Source organism: Nocardioides ureilyticus, assembly GCF_051280745.1.
GTDB lineage: Bacteria > Actinomycetota > Actinomycetes > Propionibacteriales > Nocardioidaceae > Nocardioides.
The window spans coordinates 24,400-44,718 of record NZ_JBNCOG010000031.1; the positions used below are offsets into that span (position 1 = coordinate 24,400).

A 20,319-nucleotide genomic window follows, 5' to 3' on the forward strand; every position below is an offset into this window, starting at 1 on the left:
TGTGAAAGTGGAGGTCGACATCGTGTCGGTCAACATCAAGCCCCTCGAGGACCGCATCGTCGTCAAGCCCCTCGACGCGGAGCAGACCACGGCCTCGGGCCTGGTCATCCCGGACACCGCCAAGGAGAAGCCGCAGGAGGGCGAGGTCGTGGCCGTCGGCCCCGGCCGCTTCAACGACGACGGTGACGAGCGCGTCCCCATGGACATCTCCGTGGGCGACAAGGTCATCTACAGCAAGTACGGCGGCACCGAGGTCAAGTACTCCGGCGAGGAGTTCCTGATCCTCTCCGCCCGCGACGTGCTGGCCATCGTTTCCTGATCTCCCCGGGTCGTGTGCCTGACGACGTGCTCCCGCGCGTCCGACGGCACACGACCCGGTCCTCTTTCCGCACCACCCTGCTAGGAGAGTCATGCCCAAGATCCTGGAGTTCGACGAGTCCGCCCGTCGCGCGCTCGAGCGCGGCGTCGACGCGCTCGCCAACGCCGTCAAGGTGACGCTCGGCCCCAAGGGCCGCTACGTCGTCCTCGACAAGAAGTGGGGCGCCCCGACCATCACCAACGACGGTGTCACCGTCGCGCGTGAGATCGAGCTGGACGACCCGTTCGAGAACCTCGGTGCGCAGCTGACCAAGGAGGTCGCCACCAAGACCAACGACATCGCGGGTGACGGCACCACCACCGCCACCGTCCTGGCCCAGGCGATGGTCCACGAGGGTCTCAAGGCGGTCGCCGCCGGCGCGAACCCGATGGGCCTCAAGCGCGGCATGGACGCCGCCGCGGAGGCGGTCGGCAACGCGCTGCGCGACGCCGCCCGCGAGGTCGAGACCCGCGAGGACATGGCGTCGGTCGCCACGATCTCCTCGCGCGACAGCCACATCGGCGACCTGCTCGCGCAGGCCTTCGACAAGGTCGGCAAGGACGGTGTCATCACCGTCGAGGAGTCCAACACCATGGGCACCGAGCTCGACTTCACCGAGGGCATGCAGTTCGACAAGGGCTACATCAGCCAGTACTTCGTCACCGACCCCGAGCGGATGGAGGCCGTCCTCGACGACCCCTACATCCTGCTGCACCAGGGCAAGATCTCGGCCGTCGCCGAGCTGCTCCCGCTGCTGGAGAAGGTCATCCAGTCCGGCAAGCCGCTGTTCATCCTCGCCGAGGACGTGGAGGGCGAGGCCCTCTCGACCCTGGTGGTGAACAAGATCCGCGGCACGTTCAACGCCGTCGCGGTCAAGGCCCCGGCCTTCGGCGACCGCCGCAAGGCGATGATGCAGGACATCGCGACCCTCACCGGCGGCCAGGTCGTCGCCCCCGAGGTCGGTCTCAAGCTCGACCAGGTCGGCCTCGAGGTGCTCGGGCAGGCCCGCCGCGTCGTGGTCACCAAGGACGAGACCACGATCGTCGACGGCGCCGGTGACGCCGCCGAGGTCGAGGGCCGCGTCAACCAGATCAAGGCCGAGATCGAGAACACCGACTCCGACTGGGATCGCGAGAAGCTCCAGGAGCGCCTCGCGAAGCTCGCCGGCGGTGTCTGCGTGATCAAGGTCGGCGCCGCCACCGAGGTGGAGCTGAAGGAGAAGAAGCACCGCATCGAGGACGCCGTCTCCGCGACGCGTGCCGCGATCGAGGAGGGCATCGTGCCCGGCGGTGGTTCGGCCCTCATCCACGCCGTCTCCGTCCTGGAGGACAACCTCGGCCTCACCGGCGACGAGGCGGTCGGCGTCCGCGTCGTCCGCAAGTCCGCCGACGAGCCGCTGCGCTGGATCGCGGAGAACGGCGGCGAGAACGGCTACGTCGTGACCACCAAGGTCCGCGAGCTCGGCGTCGGCAACGGCTACAACGCGGCCACCGGCGAGTACGGCGACCTGGTCGCCCAGGGCGTCCTGGACCCGGTCAAGGTCACCCGCTCGGCGCTCGTCAACGCCACCTCGATCGCCGCGATGCTGCTGACGACCGAGACGCTGGTCGTCGAGAAGCCCGAGGAGGAGGACGAGTCCGCGGCCGCCGCCGGCCACGGGCACGGCCACGGCCACTGAGTGACCAGCCCGGTCCGAGGAACGAGGACCGGGCGTGTGGTCACGAAGGTCGAGCGAGCGCGGGCCTGAGCCCGCGAAGGCCCGACTGCGTGTCGAGACCCGGCGCCGGTCCCCGTACGGGGGCCGGCGCCGTCGGCGTACCCGGGGCTTTCCACGCGGATGTTGACGCCCCCGAAACACCACCGACCCGGACGGGCAACCCGGGTCGCCGAGACTTCGGGGCATGTGGTGGCGACTGCGGACGACCCTTCCCGACCGACCCGGCTCGCTGGCGATGCTGGCGGACCACTGCGGCCGGGCGGGGGTCAACATCCTGGCGATGCAGATCTTCCCGGGGGTGGACGGCGTGACCGACGAGCTCGTGCTCCGGACGCCCGAGGGCTGGGGCCCGGCCGAGGTGCGGCACCTGGTGGAGGGCGCGGGGGGCCGCTCGGTCGTCGTCGCGCCGTGCACGGAGGAGGCGCTGGCCGACCAGCCCACGCGCTACGTCCAGGCCGCCCGCGCCATCCTCACCCGGCCGGCGTCGTTCCCCGAGGTGGTGGCGCGGCTCTTCGACGCCGAGGCCGACCCGACCGACCCCGGCGGTCCGCCGCAGGACGTCATGGAGATGACGGTCGCCGACGTCCAGGTGCAGGTCCGCCGCGCGGCGCCGTTCACCGCCACCGAGCACGCCCGCGGGGCCGCGATGGCCGACCTGGTCAGCGACGTGCTGCAGCGCAGCCGGAGCCAGGAGGCGATGGCCGGTGCCGGGGGCAGCCGACGCATCGGCGGCGGCTCCACGCCCGAGCACGTGGTCGACGGCAGCTCGGTCTCGGCGGTCCACGAGGGCCTGGTCGTGGGGCTGGCGACGGTGCACCCGCCGCTCCCGGGCGACTCGACCGTCCGACCGGTGGTGCTGAGGGTCGATCCCGCCTGGCGGCGCCGGGGGATCGGCAGCCGCCTGCTCGTCGACGCCGCCCGGTTGGCGCAGGCGCAGGGCGCCGAGGAGATCGTGCTCCGCACGCGGTCGGACAACCAGGCGGTCCTGCCGATGGTGCTGGCCGCGGGCCTCCGCGCGCGGATCCGGATGGCTGCCGACGTGCTGACCGTCCGCGTGGCCGTGCGGGCGCTGCGCCCGCTCGACGCCTGACCTGACCTGCCGTGGTGGCGGGGTCGGTGTCCCGCAGGTCTGCGCCTGGACCGGCGGATCGGTGGCACGGTGCGCGCCGGTAGTCTGGGGTGGTGGAGCTGCCTGAGAAGTTCGCCTCGCTCGGCCTGACCTACGACGACGTCCTGCTCCTGCCCGGGTTCTCGGACCTGGCGCCTGCGGAGATCGACACGACCTCGCGGCTGACGCGCGAGATCAGCCTGAAGGTGCCGCTGGTGAGTGCCGCGATGGACACCGTCACCGAGTCGCGGATGGCCATCGCCATGGCCCGCCAGGGCGGCCTCGGCGTGCTCCACCGCAACCTCTCGATCGAGGACCAGGCCTACCAGGTCGACCTCGTCAAGCGGACCCAGACCGGGATCATCTCCAACCCGGTCACCATCGGGCCCGACGCGACGCTGGAGCAGCTCGACCAGCTCGCGGGGGAGTACCGCGTCTCCGGCTTCCCCGTCGTCGACGCCGACCACCGCCTGCTCGGTATCATCACCAACCGCGACCTGCGGTTCACCCCCGTCGCGGAATGGGCGAGCACCAAGGTGGACGAGGTGATGACGACCGAGGGCCTGGTCACCGGCCCCGCCGGCATCTCCCGCGAGGACGCCACGGTGCTCCTGCGCCGGCACAAGAAGGAGCGGCTGCCGCTCGTCGACGAGCAGGGGCGGCTGGCCGGGCTGATCACCGTGAAGGACTTCGTGAAGTCCGAGCAGTTCCCGCACGCGTCCAACGACGCCGACGGCCGGCTCATGGTCGGCGCCGCCATCGGCTACTTCGGCGACGCCTGGGAGCGGGCGACGACGCTGATCGAGGCGGGGGTGGACGTGCTCGTCGCCGACACCGCCCACGGCCACGTCCGGCTGCTGCTCGAGATGGTCGAGCGGCTCAAGACCGACCCGGCCACTCGCCACGTCCAGGTGATCGGCGGCAACGTCGCCACGCGCGACGGTGCGCAGGCCTTCGTCGACGCCGGGGCCGACGCGGTCAAGGTCGGCTTCGGGCCCGGCTCGATCTGCACCACCCGCGTGGTCACCGGCGCCGGAGTCCCGCAGGTGACGGCCGTCTACGAGGCCTCCCTCGCCTGCAAGCCCGCCGGGGTGCCGGTCATCGCCGACGGCGGCCTCCAGCAGTCCGGCGACATCGCCAAGGCCCTGGTCGCCGGGGCCGAGAGCGTGATGATCGGCTCGCTGCTGGCCGGCTGCGAGGAGTCGCCCGGCGAGCTGATCTTCGTCAACGGCAAGCAGTACAAGGCCTACCGCGGGATGGGCTCCATGGGTGCCATGTCCAGCCGCAGCAAGAAGTCCTACTCCAAGGACCGCTACTTCCAGGCCGAGGTGGCCAGCGACGACAAGATCGTCCCCGAGGGCATCGAGGGGCAGGTCGCCTACCGCGGCCCGCTGGCCGCGGTCGCCCACCAGCTCATCGGTGGCCTCACCCAGTCGATGTTCTACATCGGCGCCCGCACGGTCCCCGAGCTGCAGGAGAAGGGGAAGTTCGTCCGCATCACCTCGGCCTCCCTCAAGGAGAGCCACCCCCACGACGTGCAGATGACCGTCGAGGCTCCCAACTACATGGGCCGTTGAGCCGCGACCCCTGGGTCCCGAGCGGCTGACAGGCTCGACCACCGAAAGGCTGAGATGACCGAGATCGAGATCGGCCGGGCCAAGCGTGCCCGCCGCGCCTACTCGTTCGACGACGTGGCGATCGTCCCCTCCCGGCGTACCCGCGACCCCGAGGAGGTGAGCACCGACTGGCAGATCGACGCCTACCGCTTCGACATCCCGGTCCTCGCTGCGCCGATGGACTCGGTGATGTCGCCGGAGACCGCCATCGCCTTCGGGCGGTTCGGAGGCCTCGGGGTGCTCAACCTCGAAGGGATCTGGACCCGGTACGACGACCCGCTGCCGCTGCTGGAGGAGGTCGCCGGGCTGCAGGGCGTCGACGCGACCCGTCGCCTGCAGGAGATCTACGCCGAGCCGGTGAGGGCGGAGCTGATCACCGAGCGGCTGCGCCAGGTCCGCGAGGCCGGCGTGACGGTCGCCGGGTCGCTGTCCCCCCAGCGCACCAAGGAGTTCGCCAAGACGGTCGTCGACGCGGGCGTGGACATGTTCGTGATCCGGGGCACGACCGTCTCGGCCGAGCACGTCTCCAGCCAGGCGGAGCCGCTGAACCTCAAGGAGTTCATCTACGAGCTCGACGTGCCGGTCGTGGTGGGCGGGTGCGCCACCCACCAGGCCGCGCTGCACCTGATGCGCACCGGCGCGGCCGGCGTCCTCGTCGGGTTCGGCGGCGGCGCCGCGCACACGACGCGCACCGTGCTCGGCATCGCGGTACCGATGGCCTCGGCACTGGCCGACGTCGCCGCTGCTCGGCGCGACTACCTCGACGAGTCCGGCGGCCGGTACGTGCACGTCATCGCCGACGGGTCGATCGGCACGTCCGGGGACCTCGCCAAGGCGATCGCCTGCGGGGCCGACGCGGTGATGGTCGGATCGCCGTTCGCCCGGGCCAGCGACGCCCCCGGTGGCGGCTTCCACTGGGGCACCGAGGCGCACCACGCCGAGCTGCCGCGCGGCCAGCGGGTCGGCTTCGAGACGGTCGGCACGCTGGAGGAGATCCTCTTCGGCCCCTCCCGGGTCGCCGACGGCACGATGAACCTCATCGGCGCGCTCAAGCGCTCCATGGCGACCACCGGCTACACCGAGGTCAAGGAGTTCCAGCGGGTCGAGGTCGTGGTCGAGTGAGGCCGCGAGGACAGGACCTGCGGTGCTCGTAGCCGCCGGCCAGGCGGCCGCCGCCCCGGGCGACCTGCCCGCCAACGTCGCCACCGCCGCCCGCCTGGCCGCCCTCGCCGGCGAGCAGCGGGCGCGCGTGCTCGTCCTGCCCGAGGCCTTCCTGACCGGGTACGACGCCTCCGCGTTCGACGCCCCGCTCCCGACGGCCGCCGAGCTCGCCGGCCCGGTGCTGGACCCGGTGCGCGAGGTGGCGTCCGCCGCGGACCTCGTCGTGGTCGTCGGCACGGCGCTGCAGCGGTCGGACCGCCGGACCCTCTCCAGCGTGGTGGTGCGCCCCGACGGTGGGGTCACCGTCCCCTACGACAAGCAGCACGTCGACGCCGGCGAGCTCCCGTGGTTCGACCCGGGCGACCACGGCTGCTCCATCGCCGTCGACGGCGTGGAGCTCGGGCTGAGCATCTGCTACGACGGCTGCTTCCCCGAGCACGCCCGCGCGGCAGCCGCCGACGGGGCATTGGGCTACCTCAGCTCCGCGGCGTACTTCCCCGGTGGCGAGCACCGGCGGGACCTCTACTACGCCGCGCGGGCCGTCGAGAACTCCTTCTACGTCGTCTTCTCCGGGCTCACCGGCCGCTGCGGGGGCAGCTCCTTCGTCGGCGGCTCGGCGGTCTACGACCCCGAGGGCCGGCCGCTCGCCCGCCTCGGCGAGGAGGAGGGGCTGGCCCTCGCCGAGCTCGAGCCGGAGCTGGTGGCAGAGACCCGCGCGCGGCACCGGATGCACCACGACCACCGCCCCACCCTGGGGGGCCGGGTCCGGGCGTGACGTCACCTGCCCGTCACCTGCGGCTGTGAGACTGGCGGCATGACCCCATCGAGCGCCCTGGACCCGGCCGCCCGCGAGGCGGCGCTGGACGAGCTGGCGGGCGGTGGGGGCCACGGCGCCGAGCTGGACGTGCTGGTCGTGGGCGGTGGCGTCGTCGGCGCGGGCGTGGCCCTCGACGCCGTGACCCGCGGGCTGTCGACGGCCCTCGTCGAGCAGCGCGACCTGGCCAGCGGCACGAGCAGCCGCTCCTCGAAGCTGGTGCACGGCGGCCTGCGCTACCTCGAGATGCTCGACCTCGGCCTGGTCCGCGAGGCGCTCCACGAGCGCGGGCTGCTGCTGACCCGGCTCGCCCCGCACCTGGTGCGGCCGGTGCCGTTCCTCTACCCGCTGACCCACCGCGGCTGGGAGCGGGCGTACGTCGGCGCCGGCCTGGTGCTCTACGACTCCATGGCGGCGCTCGCGCCCGGTGGGTCGGGCGTGCCCCGGCACCGGCACCTCACCCGTCGGCAGGTCGCCCGGATCGCACCGGACCTCAGGTCGGACGCGGTGACCGGGGCGATCGAGTACCACGACTGCCAGGTCGACGACGCGCGCCTGGTCCTCACCATCGCGCGCACCGCCGCCGCCCACGGCGCACGGATCGCCACCCGCACGAAGGTCACCGGCTTCCTCCGCGAGGGCGAGCGGGTGGTCGGGGTGCGGGCCACCGACCTCGAGTCGGGCCGCGAGCTGGAGGTCCGGGCCCGGGTCGTCGTCAACGCCGCCGGCGTCTGGACCGACGAGGTGCAGGCGATGGTCGGGGGCCGCGGTGCCCTCCGCGTGCAGGCGTCCAAGGGCATCCACCTCGTCGTCCCGCGCGACCGGATCCGCTCCTCCTCGGGGTTCATCATCCGCACCGAGACGTCGGTGCTCTTCGTCATCCCGTGGGGCCGGCACTGGATCGTCGGCACCACCGACACCGAGTGGGACCTCGACAAGGCGCACCCCGCCGCCAGCCGCACCGACATCGACTACGTCCTCGGGCAGGTCAACGCGATCCTGCGCGAGCCGCTCGACCACGAGGACGTCGAGGGCGTGTACGCCGGGCTGCGGCCGCTGCTGCGCGGGGAGTCCGAGCCGACCTCGAAGATCTCGCGCGAGCACACGGTCGTGACCCCGGTGCCGGGCCTGGTGATGATCGCCGGCGGCAAGCTCACGACGTACCGGGTGATGGCGCGGGACGCCGTCGACGCCGCCGCGCACTCGCTGAGCACCAGCGCGAACCTGGTGGTGCGTCCCTCGATCACCGAGCGGGTGCGGCTGCTCGGCGCCGAGGGCTGGGAGGCGCGGACCAACCAGCGGGTGCACCTGGCCCGGCGGCACGGGCTCCACGTCGCCCGGGTCGACCACCTGCTCGGTCGCTACGGAGCGCTGATCGACGACCTGCTCGACCTGGTTGCCGCGCGCCCGGAGCTGGGCCGGCCGCTGGAGGGCGCCGAGGACCACCTGGCCGCGGAGGTCGTCTACGCGGTGACGCACGAGGGGGCACGGCACCTGGACGACGTGCTCGCCCGCCGCACGCGGATCTCGGTGGAGACCTTCGACCGGGGCACCCGGGCGGCGCCCGGGGCGGCCGCCCTGATGGCGGCCGAGCTCGGGTGGGACGAGGCGCGGACCGCCGAGGAGGTCGACCACTGGCTGCGCCGGGTCGAGGCCGAGCGGCAGAGCCAGCGCCAGCTCACCGACCAGGAGGCCGACGAGGCGCGGGTCAGCGCGCCCGACATCGTCTGAGCCCACTGGTCCGGACGACCGGGACGGCCGTTGACAACTAGAACGTGTTCCACCAATGCTGGTGGTCGTTGAGACGCGCGTCACAACGTCGCGAGCACCGAGGAGCGCCCCGTGACCCAGGCACCGCCGCCGGCCGACCTGAAGATGCAGCGGTCCAGCCGCGACCCGAGCACCTTGCCGGACCGGCTGGCGACCTGGCTGGCCGGACACCTCCCACCCGGCGCCGACCCCGAGGTGGTGCTGCACAGCGGCATCGACGCGAACGGCATGTCCTCGGAGACGCTGATCCTCGACGCGGCATGGACCGAAGGGCGGACCGAAGGAGGGACCGAGGGCGGCACCCGGCGCACGGGGGAGTACGTCGCCCGGGTGGCCCCGGCGGCCGAGGACTTCCCCGTCTTCCCCGACTACGCGCTCCAGGACCAGTACGACGCCATGCGGCTCGTGGGCGAGCTGACCGACGTGCCCGTGCCGGCCGTGCGGTGGCTGGAGCCGACCGGCGACGTGCTCGGCACGCCGTTCTTCCTCATGGACCGGGTCGAGGGGCTCGTGCCGCAGGACGTGCTGCCCTACAACTTCGGTGACAACTGGCTGCACGACGCCCCCGTGGCCGACCAGCGGCGGCTGCAGGACGCGACGGTCGGCGTCCTCGCCCGGCTGCACGCGATCCCCGACGCCGCCACGACGTTCGGGTTCCTCGACCCGCACCAGCCGGGGGAGACCCCGCTGGAGCGGAACCTCGCCCGCACCCGCGCCTGGTACGACTTCGCGGTCCGCGACATCGGCCGCTCGGCCACGGCGGAGCGGGGGCTCGCCTGGCTGGAGGCGAACCTGCCCGACGCCGCCGCGCAGGGCGACACGGTGCTGTGCTGGGGCGACTCGCGCATCGGGAACGTGCTCTACCGCGACTTCGAGCCGGTCGGCGTCCTCGACTGGGAGATGGCCGCGATTGGTCCCCGCGCCCTCGACCTGTCGTGGATGGTCTTCGCCCACCTCGTCTTCGAGTCGATCACCGGCGCGCTGGAGCTGCCCGGGATGCCCCACTTCCTCCGGGAGGAGGACGTCGTCGCGACGTACCGCGAGCTCACCGGCGTCGACGTCGGCGACCTGCACTGGTACCACGTCTACAACGCCGTCCAGTGGTGCGTGGTGTTCATGCGCACCGGCGCCCGGCAGGTCCACTTCGGGGAGATCGAGCGGCCCGAGGACCCCGACGCGCTCATGCACCACAAGCCGCTCCTCGACCGCCTCCTGGCCGAAGCGGGAGCGTGAGCGACATGGTCGGTCCGCTCGACGAGTACCCGATCCACCAGGCGCCGCTCCCGGTCACCTGGCCCGCCAGCAGCGACCGGAACTTCTACGACCGCTGCTACTTCAACGCCCACGACCGCAGCGGCGAGATCTTCGTCATCACCGGGCTGGGCTACTACGCCAACCTCGGCACCAAGGACGCCTTCATGCTCGTCGCCCGCGACGGGAAGCACACGGCGCTCCACCTCTCCGACCTGTGCGACGACGACCGGCTCAACCAGCGCGTCGGCGGCTACAGCGTCGAGGTCCTCGAGCCGCTGCAGAGCATCCGGCTGCGCGTGGAGGAGGCCGAGGGGATCAGCGCGGACCTCACCTGGCGGGGCTCCTTCCCCGTGCTGCAGGAGCTGCCCCACGTGCTGCGCTCCGGCGCCCGGGTGACGCTCGACGCCCAGCGGTTCGCCCAGGTCGGGACCTGGAGCGGGCACCTCGAGATCGACGGCGAGCGGATCGAGGTGACCCCCGACCGGTGGGTCGGGACCCGCGACCGCTCGTGGGGCATCCGCCCGGTCGGTGAGTCCGAGCCGGCGGGCGCCCCCGCCGACCCGCCGTTCGACGGCATGTGGTGGACCTACGTGCCGATGCGGTTCGAGGACTTCGCCGTCGTGCTGATCCTCCAGGAGGACCCGTCGGGCTACCGGACGCTCAACGACTGCCACCGCATCCATGCCGACGGCCGGGTCGAGCAGCTCGGCTGGCCGCAGGTGCAGGTGCACTACGCGCCGGGCGGCCGCACGCCGACCGGAGCGTCCATCGGGTGCACCACGCCGACGGGCGAGCAGCTCCGCCTCGAGGTGAGCTCGCTGCTCGCCGCGCCGCTCCACGTGGGTGGCGGCTACGGCGGCGACCCGGACTGGACCCACGGCGTCTGGCGGGGCGAGAAGTTCGCCGAGCGGGTCACCTACGACCTCGCCGACGACGCCGTCCGGGGCCGGATGATGTTCGGGTGCGTCGACCACGTGGGCCGCGCCGTGCTCCACGAGGGTGGCCGGGAGCACGAGGGCTGGGGCCTCTTCGAGCACTTCTGCATCGGCCGCCACGACCCCAGCGGCTTCGGCGACTGGTTCGCCGTCGCGCCCTGACCCCGGCTCGTCCGCCACCCCGACGTACCTCCCTGGAGAGACCATGACCCTCGACCGCGACGCCTTCTTCATCGACGGTGGCTGGGCCGCCCCGGCCACCACGGACACGCTGCAGGTCGTGTCGCCGCACACCGAGGAGGTGGTGGCGACGGTGCCGGAGGGCTCGGCCGCCGACGTCGACGCGGCCGTCGCGGCCGCGCGGCGCGCGTTCGACGAGGGGCCGTGGCCGCGGATGGCGCCCGAGGAACGGATCGAGGTGGTCCAGGCGTTCTCCGCGCTCTACGCCGGGAAACTGGCCGAGATGGCCGACCTGATCACGACCGAGATGGGCGCTCCGACGTCGTTCGCCAACCTGGCCCAGTCACCGGCGCCGTGGATGCAGATCGAGGCGTTCCTCGGCATCGCCCGCGCGTTCCCGTGGGAGGAGCGGCGGCCCGGTGCGCTCGGTCCGGAGGTCATCGTGCGGCGCGAGCCGGTCGGCGTGGTCGCGGCGATCCCGCCGTGGAACGTGCCGCAGTTCACCACGATCTCCAAGGTCGTGCCGGCCCTGCTGGCGGGCGACACCGTCGTCGTGAAGCCTGCGCCCGAGACCCCGCTGGACGCCTACCTCATGGCCGAGCTGCTGGCCGAGGCCGGCGTGCCCGCGGGCGTGGTCAACATCGTCGCGGCCGGCCGCGAGGTCGGCGCCCACCTCGTCGCGCACCCGGGCATCGACAAGGTCGCGTTCACCGGGTCGACCGCGGCGGGCCGCACGATCGCCGCGGTGTGCGGCGAGCAGCTCAAGCGGGTCAGCCTCGAGCTCGGCGGCAAGTCGGCCGCGATCGTCCTCGACGACGCCGACCTGGCCGAGACGATGGAGGGACTGAAGTTCACGGCGCTGATGAACTCCGGGCAGGCGTGCGTCGCGCAGACCCGCATCCTGGCGTCCCGCCGCAACTACGACACGGTCGTCGAGGCGCTGGCCGAGACGGTCGCGGGCATGGCCGTCGGTGACCCGGCCGACCCGGCGACCGAGGTCGGCCCGATGGTCGCGCAGCGCCAGCAGGAGCGGGTGGAGAAGTACATCGCGCTCGGCCAGGAGGAGGGCGCCCGCGTCGTCGTCGGGGGCAACGGCATGCCCGAGGGCCTGGACCGGGGCTGGTACGTCCGGCCGACCGTCTTCGCCGACGTCGACAACCGGATGCGGATCGCGCAGGAGGAGATCTTCGGACCGGTCCTCTCGGTCATCCCCTACGACGACGTCGACGACGCGGTCCGGATCGCGAACGACTCCGACTACGGGTTGGCCGGGACGGTCTGGACCAGTGACGCCGATGCGGGGCTGGACGTGGCACGCCGGGTCCGGGCGGGGACCTACGGGGTCAACACCTACACGATGGACTTCGCCGCGCCCTTCGGTGGGCACAAGGCCTCGGGTCTCGGCCGCGAGTTCGGCCCCGAGGGCCTGGCCCAGTACACCGAGCTCAAGTCCGTCTACACCTCGGCGCCGGCGATGTGACCCCCGCGTGACGTGGTGCGGGGCATGATCGGCCCGCTGGATTGACAGCCGACGGGCGTGTGTAAAGCCCCACAGAAGTGACCGAAGGGTAGTTCGGGAGACTGCGGTCACATACTCTCGGTACATGAGTGCCTCCACCCCCTCCCCGTCCGGCGGCCCGCTCGTCGAGGGGCCGCAGGACCCCGAGCACGAGCCCGGCGCGACCTACGCCCTCGAGCCCGAGTACGTCGCCTCGCTCACCCGGCGCGTGCGGGCCACCACGGGCGGGACGGACCCGGTCTACTCCCCGCTCGACGGCGCACCGCTGGCGCACGTGCCGCAGTCGACCGAGGGCGACGTGGCGGAGGCCTTCGAGCGCGCCCGCCGGGCGCAGCAGGCATGGGCGCGCACCGGTCTCGAGGAGCGCGCGGCCATGCTGCTGCGCCTCCACGACCTGGTGCTCGAGCGGCAGGACGAGATCGCCGACATGGTGGTCCGCGAGTCGGGGAAGGCCCGCAAGCACGCGTTCGACGAGATCCTGCACGTGGCGCTGACCGCCCGCTACTACGCGCGCACCGCGCACGACCACCTCGCACCCCAGCGCCGCCTCGGCGTCATCCCCGGGCTCACCCGCGTCGAGGTCAACCGGGTGCCCAAGGGCGTGGTCGGCATCATCTCGCCCTGGAACTACCCCTTCACCCTCGCGCTCTGCGACGGCCTGCCGGCGCTCCTGGCGGGCAACGCGGTCGTCACCAAGCCCGACGCGCAGACCATGCTCTCGGCGCTGCTCGGTGCCCAGCTGCTCGAGGAGGCCGGCTTCCCGACGGAGCTGTGGCAGGTCGTCGCCGGACCCGGCTCGGTGGTCGGCACCGCGATCGTCGAGCGCGCCGACTACGTGTGCTTCACCGGCTCCACGGCCACCGGACGGATCATCGCCCACGGCTGCGCGGAGCGGCTGATCGGCTGTTCGCTGGAGCTGGGCGGCAAGAACCCGATGCTGGTGCTCCGCGACGCCGACCTCGAGCGCGCGGCCGAGGGGGCGGTGCGAGCGACGTTCTCGAACGCCGGCCAGCTCTGCGTCTCGATCGAGCGGATCTTCGTGGCCGACCAGGTCTACGACCGGTTCGTCGAGCGGCTCGTCGCCCGCACCGAGGCGATGACGCTGGGTGCGACGCTGGACTGGGACAACGACATGGGCTCCCTGATCTCCCAGCAGCAGCTCGAGGCGGTCACCCACCACGTCGACGAGGCGGTGGCCAAGGGCGCCCGGGTGCTCGCCGGCGGCAAGGCCCGTCCCGACCTCGGCCCGTACTTCTACGAGCCGACCATCCTCGAGGGCGTCACCCCGGACATGGCCTGCTTCCAGGACGAGACCTTCGGCCCGGTCGTCTCCCTCTACCGGTTCCACGACGAAGCCGACGCCGTCGCCCGCGCCAACGAGGGGGAGTACGGCCTCAACGCCTCCATCTACAGCAAGAACGGCACCAGGGCCCGCGCCATCGCGCGCCACGTCAAGGCCGGCACGGTGAACATCAACGAGGCGTTCGCGGCGACGTTCGCCAGCGTCGACGCCCCGATGGGCGGCATGCGCCAGTCCGGCCTCGGCAGGCGCCAGGGCGCCGAGGGCATCCACCGCTACACCGAGACCCAGTCGGTGGCGACGCAGCGGCTGCTGCGCTTCGCGCCCGTCCTGGGCATGTCCGACGAGGGATACGCGAAGGTGATGACCGCCAACCTCCGCCTGATGAAGAAGCTGGGGCGTGCGTGATGGCCACGACGAGCGAGAGCAGTGAGGCCTTCGACTTCGACGTGCTGGTGGTGGGGTCCGGCTTCGGCGGCTCCGTCGCCGCGCTGCGGCTGACCGAGAAGGGCTACCGCGTCGGGGTCCTCGAGGCGGGGGCCCGCTTCGACGACAAGGACTTCGCCGAGACCTCCTGGGACGTCAAGAACTACCTGTTCCGCCCCGAGGTCGGCTGCTACGGCATCCAGCGCATCGACGCGCTCAAGGACTGCCTGATCGTCTCCGGAGCCGGTGTCGGCGGCGGGTCGCTGGTCTACGCCAACACCCTCTACGAGCCGCTCCCGGCCTTCTTCAACGATCCCCAGTGGAGCCACATCACCGACTGGAAGTCGGAGCTGGCGCCCTTCTACGACCAGGCCAAGCGGATGCTCGGCGTGGTCGAGAACCCGCTGCGCACGCCGGCCGACGACGTGATGGAGAAGGTCGCCGGCGAGATGGGCGTGGCCGACACCTTCCACCCGACGCCGGTGGGCGTCTTCTTCGGTGGCCCCGGCCAGGCGCAGGGCGAGACCGTCGAGGACCCGTACTTCGGAGGCGCCGGCCCGGCGCGCACGACCTGCATCGCCTGCGGCTCCTGCATGAGCGGCTGCCGCCACAACGCCAAGAACACGCTGGTCAAGAACTATCTCTACCTCGCGGAGCAGGCGGGCGCGGCGGTGCTGCCGCTGACCACCGTCACGCGGATCGTTCCGCGCGAGGGCGGCGGGTACGACGTGCACGTCCGCTACACCAAGGCCAAGACCCCCCGCCGATCGGCGACCCGAGTGCTGAGGGCGGAGCAGGTCGTGATGGCCGCCGCGGCCCTGGGCACCCAGCGGCTGCTGCACCGGATGAAGGACGAGGGGCACCTGCCGCGGATCTCCGACCGCCTCGGCTTCCTCTCCCGGACCAACTCCGAGTCGATCCTCGGCGCGATCGCGCCGGACACGAGCATCGACTACAGCCACGGCATCGCGATCACCTCGTCGTTCCACCCCGACGAGGACACCCACATCGAGCCGGTGCGCTACGGCAAGGGCAGCAACTTCATGTCGCTCATGCAGACCGTGCTCACCGACGGCGACGGACCGATGCCCCGGTGGCGCACCTGGCTGCGGGAGATGTGGAGCCAGCGGGCCAACGTCAAGGACCTCTACGACCTCAAGCACTGGTCGGAGCGGACCGTCATCGCGCTGGTCATGCAGAGCCTCGACAACTCGATCACCACCTACACCAAGCGCATCCCCGGCACCCGGAAGCGGTACCTGACCTCCCGCCAGGGCCACGGTGTGCCCAACCCGACCTGGATCCCGGTCGGCAACGCCGCAGTGCGGATGATGGCGCGGATCATGGGCGGCACGCCGGGCGGGTCGATCGGTGAGCCGTTCAACCGGCCGCTGACCGCCCACTTCATCGGCGGCTGCACGATCGGCGAGTCGGCCGAGACCGGTGTGCTCGACCCCTACCAGCGGGTCTACGGCCACCCGGGGCTGCACGTCGCCGACGGCTCGGCGATCACGGCCAACCTCGGCGTCAACCCGTCGCTGACCATCACCGCGCAGGCCGAGCGGGCGATGTCGCTGTGGCCGAACAAGGGCGAGGAGGACCGGCGTCCGCCGCTGGGTGCGGCGTACCAGCGCATCGAGCCGGTGCCTCCCCGGGCGCCGGTCGTCCCGGAGAGCGCGCCCGGCGCGCTTCGGCTGCCGATCGTCGGCGTCTCCTGAGCACCCTGAACCCCCGCTGAACCCCCGCTGACCTGGGGCGACGCGGCGAGGAACGGCCCGGTCCAGACCGGGCCGTTTTTCGTTGCCGGAACGGCGTAACCCGGCCCCGAGGGACTCGTTGAGGAAGACAGACCCGGCAGTCATGCTCCCTCCCAAGGGCCGGGTCATCAGTCCAGGCGCTGTCTACAGATGCGTGGACGATCAGGGCCCGGCCACCCTCCCTCCCCGGCCGGGCCCTGGTGCATTTCCGAGCCTTTCCGCGCGGAGCGCGGAAAGAGGCTGCGAGGAGGTTGAGGAGCGTCGGCTCACCCGAGCCTGCGAGGGGGAGCGACGCGTCTCGAAACCTGGCCCGTGGTCTCGACAAGCCCGACCACCGGGGGAGTCGTGGTCTCGACGGGCTCGACCACCGGGGGAGTCGTGGTCTCGACAAGCTCGACCACCGGGGGAGTCGTGGTCTCGACAAGCCCGACCAGCGTGGGGCTCCTGGTCTCGACGGGCTCGACCAGCGACGGGGTCGCGTCCGGCGCCGCATAGGCTTCGGCCCATGACAGAGCACGACCTGGTCCTGGTGGTCGACTTCGGCGCTCAGTACGCCCAGCTGATCGCCCGCCGCGTGCGCGAGGCGCGCGTGTACTCCGAGATCGTGCCGCACCACGTGCCGGTGGAGGAGATGCTGGCGCGCAAGCCCAAGGCGATCATCCTCTCCGGCGGTCCCTCGTCGGTGTACGCCGAGGGCGCGCCGTCGCTCGACCCGGCGCTCTTCGAGGCCGGCACGCCGGTCTTCGGCATGTGCTACGGCTTCCAGCTGATGGCCCGCGGGCTCGGCGGGGAGGTGGCGCCGACCGGCGCCCGGGAGTACGGCCGGACCGACGTGACGGTGCTCGAGCCGGGGACGCTGCTCTCCGACGTACCGTCCGCGCACCGGGTCTGGATGTCGCACGGCGACTCCGTCGTGGCCGCGCCCGAGGGCTTCTCCGTGCTGGCCTCCACGGCGGTGACGCCGGTCGCGGCGTTCGAGGACGTCGACCGCGGCCTCGCGGGCGTGCAGTGGCACCCCGAGGTGCTGCACACCGAGCACGGCCAGCAGGTGCTCGAGCACTTCCTCCACGACATCGCCGGCTGCCGGCCGACGTGGACGATGGTCAACATCGTGGAGGAGCAGATCGAGTCGATCCGCGCCCAGATCGGCGACCGCGGGCGCGCCATCTGCGGCCTGTCCGGCGGCGTCGACTCGGCCGTCGCCGCGGCGATCGTGCAGCGGGCCATCGGCGACCGGCTCACCTGCGTCTACGTCGACCACGGGCTGATGCGCCAGGGGGAGACCGAGCAGGTCGAGCGCGACTTCGTCGCCGCCACCGGCGTCGACCTGAAGGTCGTGGAGGCCGAGAAGCGGTTCCTCGACGCGCTCGCCGGGGTCTCCGAGCCCGAGGCGAAGCGGAAGATCATCGGCCGCGAGTTCATCCGGGTCTTCGAGGCCGCGCGCGCGGAGATCCTGGCCGAGTTCGCGGAGCAGAGCGCCGCCGAGGGGGAGAAGGTGGCCTTCCTCGTGCAGGGCACGCTCTACCCGGACGTCGTCGAGTCCGGCGGCGGCGCCGGGACCTCGAACATCAAGTCCCACCACAACGTCGGTGGCCTGCCCGAGGACATGGACCTCGAGCTGGTCGAGCCGCTCCGCACGCTCTTCAAGGACGAGGTCCGGCAGGTCGGCGAGCAGCTCGGCCTGCCCGCCGAGATCGTGCACCGTCAGCCGTTCCCGGGCCCGGGACTCGGCATCCGGATCATCGGGGAGGTCACCCGCGAGCGGCTGGACATCCTGCGCCAGGCCGACGCGATCGCCCGCGAGGAGATGACGCGCGCGGGCCTGGACCGGGACGTGTGGCAGATGCCGGTCGTGCTGCTGGCCGACGTGCGCTCCGTCGGGGTCCAGGGGGACGGCCGCACCTACGGCCACCCGGTCGTGCTGCGCCCGGTGACCTCGGAGGACGCCATGACCGCCGACTGGGCCCGCCTCCCGTACGACGTGCTGGAGCGGATCTCCACCCGGATCACCAACGAGGTGGCCGAGGTGAACCGGGTGACCGTCGACATCACCTCGAAGCCGCCGGGCACCATCGAGTGGGAGTGACGGGGCCGCCCGTCCCGTGACAGCTGGGAGGCCCTGACGCACCAGGTGCGTCAAGAACTCCCGGCTGCCGCGTCACCGGCCGGCCAGGGGCCGCACCGCCGGGTCAGCCCACCGGCTTCAGCGGGTCGTGTCCGATGTCCATCAGCGCGCGGCGCCAGTCGTCCTCGCCAGCGGTCGGCTCCATCTCGGTGCCGCCGCGCTCCTCGATGATGCGGGTGACGACCTGGTCCATGACCTCGACGTCGTCGGGGGTGAGGTCGGAGCGGCGCTTGCCGAGGATGGCGAGGACCTGGTGGCCGAGGGCGGAGCCGGCCTGGTCGGGGAGCGCCTCCGTCTCCTCGCCGGCACCCTCGACGGCGAGCCAGTCGCGCAGCTCGCGCGAGGTCATGTTCACCACGACGTGGAAGTCGTTCCACAGCTCGTCGCTGACGATGGTCTCGGCCACGTGTCCTCCTGCTCTCGGTCCTGCTGTTCGGTTCCGTCGTGCTGACGTGCCCGCGCCGGTACCCACCCCGCGCCGGATCACCGGCCGACGAGCGGCAGATCACGCTCCGGAATCACCCTCCGAGGTCATGCTCCGAGGTCATGCTCCGAGGTCATGCTCCGAGGTCACGCTCCGAGTCGCGGGGTACCGGCTCACCATGGCCACCGCAGACGGCGACCGCCCGGGCGCGCAGCAGTGGGTGCCCGAGGGTGCCGGTCTGCCGGCGCTGCGGGAGGCGGTGCAGGCGTGCCGTGGGTGCGAGCTCCACCGTGACGCCACCCAGGCCGTGATGGGCGAGGGGCCGGCCGAGGCCCGGCTCGTCGTGCTGGGCGAGCAGCCCGGGGAGCGCGAGGACGTCGAGGGCGAGCCTTTCGTCGGCCCGGCCGGCACGCTGCTCGACCGCGCGCTGGCCGACGTCGGCCTCGACCCTGCGCAGGTCTACCGCACGAACGTCGTCAAGCACTTCCGGTGGTCGGGCACCCGCGGCAAGCGCCGGATCCACCAGTCCCCGAAGGCCGCGCACGTGGCCGCCTGCGCGCCGTGGCTGCGTGCCGAGCTGGCCGAGCTGAGACCGGAAGGGGTGGTGCTCCTCGGTGCGACGGCGGGCAAGGCCCTGCACGGGTCGTCGTTCCGGGTCGGGAAGTCGCGGGGTCGGCTCGGGGAGTGGCCGGAGCGGATCCCGACCGAGCACCCGCCACGCTGGGTGCTGACGACCACCCACCCCGCCGCGGTGCTGCGTGCGGACGACCGCGACGCGGCGTACGACGCGCTGCTCGCCGACCTCCGCGTCGCGGCCGACGCGTTGGCCGCGGGCTGAGGTCCGGTGGAGGACTCGCCCGCGGCCCTGCTAGCTGAAGAGGCTGTAGCCCCCGGGGCCGACGGCGAAGCCGATCACGATGAGCACGATGCCCCAGAGCAGCTGGCCCTTGAAGAGCTGGAAGATGCCGGCGATCACGAGGATGACCGCGAGGATCCACAGGAGGAAAAGCATGATCTTGCTCCTTCGATAGGGGATGGAGGGAGCGCTCGCCCGTTACCCGCCTCCTCGAAGCGGCATGCCTGCCGAAGGCCCCCGGGGCGCCTCAGCGGTAGTAGAGCCGGGTGCGGGTGGTGACGCCGTCCACCGAGAGCACCCACACGCCGGAGTCGGTGGCGACGCGGAACCACTGGGGGATCCGGCCGCGACCGTCGGCGTTCACCGGGACCGGCCGGCAGCGCTCGAACTGCACGCAGAACCGGGACGCCTCCGCCGGTCGCAGCTCGGCGCGGGGCCGGCTGCCGCTGGCGAACCCGGCGACCTCGACGCCGTACCACTGGCAGGGGTAGGTGAAGCCCTGGCTGACCGTCGTGCACTCGCCCGGTGTGCGGACCAGGCGGACGGTGCGCGGCTCGGCCCGGCCGCAGCTGCGCGCCACGTCGCTGGTGGCGGTGCGGCCGTCCTCCCCGCGGACCACCGTGCGTGCGTCGAGGCAGGCCCGCTCCCCGCCCTGCTCGGTGCGCACGGCGACGGCGGACGTGCGGAGCGTGCGCCAGCCGGAGCCGTCGTCGACCTGGACGGTCGTCTGGTCCGGGGTGCGCGGCGGTCGCACGGTGAACCGGACCGACCGGTACGCCGGACGCGCGTCGGCGGTGGGCGCGTCCGGCTCGGGGAGCGGCTCGAGCGTGGGTGTCGCCGCCGCGTCGGGAGAGACGTCGGCGGAGGCCTGGTCGCTCGGCGCGGCCGCGAGCGGCTCGTCGTCGCCGGCCGAGGTGCTGACGAGGAACGCGGTGAGGGCCACCGCGGCCACCGTGGCGGCGGCGCCGACGGCGGCGAGGGCCCCACGGCGACGGCGGC

General features: G+C 72.5%; 18 protein-coding genes. 15 read left to right on the top strand and 3 right to left on the bottom strand.

What is annotated here, in order from left to right; translation table 11 throughout:
- Positions 1 to 22: 22 nt before the first annotated feature.
- From groES to guaA, 14 genes are all read left to right on the top strand, one after another.
- Positions 23 to 319: a co-chaperone GroES gene (groES, locus tag ACSMHG_RS15620; protein ID WP_166195350.1), complete on the top strand. Its 297-nt coding sequence runs from the start codon at positions 23 to 25 to the stop codon at positions 317 to 319.
- A 91-nt stretch (positions 320 to 410) separates the two neighbouring features.
- Positions 411 to 2,036, top strand: a complete 1,626-nt coding sequence (gene groL, locus ACSMHG_RS15625) for a chaperonin GroEL (RefSeq protein ID WP_435746754.1) — start codon at positions 411 to 413, stop codon at positions 2,034 to 2,036.
- A gap of 223 nt (positions 2,037 to 2,259) precedes the next feature.
- Positions 2,260 to 3,165, top strand: coding sequence for a GNAT family N-acetyltransferase (locus tag ACSMHG_RS15630; protein ID WP_435746756.1), 906 nt, complete (start codon positions 2,260 to 2,262; stop codon positions 3,163 to 3,165).
- Positions 3,166 to 3,257: 92 nt separating this feature from the next.
- Positions 3,258 to 4,760, top strand: a complete 1,503-nt coding sequence (gene guaB, locus ACSMHG_RS15635) for an IMP dehydrogenase (RefSeq protein WP_435746758.1) — start codon at positions 3,258 to 3,260, stop codon at positions 4,758 to 4,760.
- Positions 4,761 to 4,814: 54 nt separating this feature from the next.
- Complete coding sequence (locus ACSMHG_RS15640) at positions 4,815 to 5,921, top strand: GuaB3 family IMP dehydrogenase-related protein (protein ID WP_435746760.1); 1,107 nt, start codon at positions 4,815 to 4,817, stop codon at positions 5,919 to 5,921.
- A 22-nt stretch (positions 5,922 to 5,943) separates the two neighbouring features.
- On the top strand, positions 5,944 to 6,735 hold the full coding sequence (locus ACSMHG_RS15645) for a carbon-nitrogen hydrolase family protein (protein WP_435746762.1): 792 nt from the start codon (positions 5,944 to 5,946) through the stop codon (positions 6,733 to 6,735).
- Positions 6,736 to 6,774: 39 nt separating this feature from the next.
- On the top strand, positions 6,775 to 8,505 hold the full coding sequence (locus ACSMHG_RS15650; RefSeq protein ID WP_435746764.1) for a glycerol-3-phosphate dehydrogenase/oxidase: 1,731 nt from the start codon (positions 6,775 to 6,777) through the stop codon (positions 8,503 to 8,505).
- Positions 8,506 to 8,616: 111 nt separating this feature from the next.
- The gene (locus ACSMHG_RS15655; protein ID WP_435746766.1) at positions 8,617 to 9,777 is read left to right on the top strand and encodes a phosphotransferase family protein; all 1,161 of its coding nucleotides are present in this window, start codon (positions 8,617 to 8,619) and stop codon (positions 9,775 to 9,777) included.
- A 5-nt stretch (positions 9,778 to 9,782) separates the two neighbouring features.
- On the top strand, positions 9,783 to 10,895 hold the full coding sequence (locus tag ACSMHG_RS15660) for an Rv3169 family protein (protein WP_435746785.1): 1,113 nt from the start codon (positions 9,783 to 9,785) through the stop codon (positions 10,893 to 10,895).
- Positions 10,896 to 10,938: 43 nt separating this feature from the next.
- A complete protein-coding gene (locus tag ACSMHG_RS15665; RefSeq protein WP_435746768.1) occupies positions 10,939 to 12,393 on the top strand; it encodes an aldehyde dehydrogenase in 1,455 nt (484 codons plus the stop codon).
- Between the two features lie 124 nt (positions 12,394 to 12,517).
- On the top strand, positions 12,518 to 14,140 hold the full coding sequence (locus ACSMHG_RS15670; RefSeq protein WP_435746769.1) for a succinic semialdehyde dehydrogenase: 1,623 nt from the start codon (positions 12,518 to 12,520) through the stop codon (positions 14,138 to 14,140).
- On the top strand, positions 14,140 to 15,876 hold the full coding sequence (locus ACSMHG_RS15675; RefSeq protein WP_435746771.1) for a GMC oxidoreductase: 1,737 nt from the start codon (positions 14,140 to 14,142) through the stop codon (positions 15,874 to 15,876). The genes ACSMHG_RS15670 and ACSMHG_RS15675 overlap by 1 nt, the downstream gene beginning before the upstream one ends.
- 351 nt (positions 15,877 to 16,227) lie before the next feature.
- Complete coding sequence (locus tag ACSMHG_RS15680) at positions 16,228 to 16,410, top strand: hypothetical protein (RefSeq protein WP_435746773.1); 183 nt, start codon at positions 16,228 to 16,230, stop codon at positions 16,408 to 16,410.
- 10 nt (positions 16,411 to 16,420) lie between these two features.
- Positions 16,421 to 18,001: a glutamine-hydrolyzing GMP synthase gene (gene guaA / locus ACSMHG_RS15685; RefSeq protein WP_435746775.1), complete on the top strand. Its 1,581-nt coding sequence runs from the start codon at positions 16,421 to 16,423 to the stop codon at positions 17,999 to 18,001.
- A 103-nt stretch (positions 18,002 to 18,104) separates the two neighbouring features.
- Here guaA and ACSMHG_RS15690 read toward each other — a convergent pair whose 3' ends face one another.
- Complete coding sequence (locus ACSMHG_RS15690) at positions 18,105 to 18,446, bottom strand: DUF3140 domain-containing protein (RefSeq protein WP_435746777.1); 342 nt, start codon at positions 18,444 to 18,446, stop codon at positions 18,105 to 18,107.
- Positions 18,447 to 18,642: 196 nt separating this feature from the next.
- Here ACSMHG_RS15690 and ACSMHG_RS15695 point away from each other — a divergent pair, with 196 nt between their 5' ends.
- The gene (locus ACSMHG_RS15695) at positions 18,643 to 19,302 is read left to right on the top strand and encodes a UdgX family uracil-DNA binding protein (RefSeq protein WP_435746779.1); all 660 of its coding nucleotides are present in this window, start codon (positions 18,643 to 18,645) and stop codon (positions 19,300 to 19,302) included.
- Positions 19,303 to 19,332: 30 nt separating this feature from the next.
- Here ACSMHG_RS15695 and ACSMHG_RS15700 read toward each other — a convergent pair whose 3' ends face one another.
- The gene (locus tag ACSMHG_RS15700) at positions 19,333 to 19,476 is read right to left on the bottom strand and encodes a GPGG-motif small membrane protein (RefSeq protein ID WP_435746781.1); all 144 of its coding nucleotides are present in this window, start codon (positions 19,474 to 19,476) and stop codon (positions 19,333 to 19,335) included.
- 91 nt (positions 19,477 to 19,567) lie between these two features.
- A partial coding sequence (locus tag ACSMHG_RS15705; RefSeq protein WP_435746783.1) for a hypothetical protein occupies positions 19,568 to 20,319 on the bottom strand: 752 nt, incomplete at its 5' end.

Bases quoted from the DNA above. Each gene is read 5' to 3' on its own strand.
- groL (WP_435746754.1), top strand. From the start codon at position 411: ATGCCCAAGATCCTGGAGTTCGACGAGTCCGCCCGTCGCGCGCTCGAG.
- ACSMHG_RS15630 (WP_435746756.1), top strand. From the start codon at position 2,260: ATGTGGTGGCGACTGCGGACGACCCTTCCCGACCGACCCGGCTCGCTG.
- ACSMHG_RS15640 (WP_435746760.1), top strand. From the start codon at position 4,815: ATGACCGAGATCGAGATCGGCCGGGCCAAGCGTGCCCGCCGCGCCTAC.
- ACSMHG_RS15650 (WP_435746764.1), top strand. From the start codon at position 6,775: ATGACCCCATCGAGCGCCCTGGACCCGGCCGCCCGCGAGGCGGCGCTG.
- ACSMHG_RS15660 (WP_435746785.1), top strand. From the start codon at position 9,783: ATGGTCGGTCCGCTCGACGAGTACCCGATCCACCAGGCGCCGCTCCCG.
- ACSMHG_RS15665 (WP_435746768.1), top strand. From the start codon at position 10,939: ATGACCCTCGACCGCGACGCCTTCTTCATCGACGGTGGCTGGGCCGCC.
- ACSMHG_RS15670 (WP_435746769.1), top strand. From the start codon at position 12,518: ATGAGTGCCTCCACCCCCTCCCCGTCCGGCGGCCCGCTCGTCGAGGGG.
- ACSMHG_RS15675 (WP_435746771.1), top strand. From the start codon at position 14,140: ATGGCCACGACGAGCGAGAGCAGTGAGGCCTTCGACTTCGACGTGCTG.
- guaA (WP_435746775.1), top strand. From the start codon at position 16,421: ATGACAGAGCACGACCTGGTCCTGGTGGTCGACTTCGGCGCTCAGTAC.
- ACSMHG_RS15695 (WP_435746779.1), top strand. From the start codon at position 18,643: ATGGCCACCGCAGACGGCGACCGCCCGGGCGCGCAGCAGTGGGTGCCC.
- ACSMHG_RS15700 (WP_435746781.1), bottom strand. From the start codon at position 19,476: ATGCTTTTCCTCCTGTGGATCCTCGCGGTCATCCTCGTGATCGCCGGC.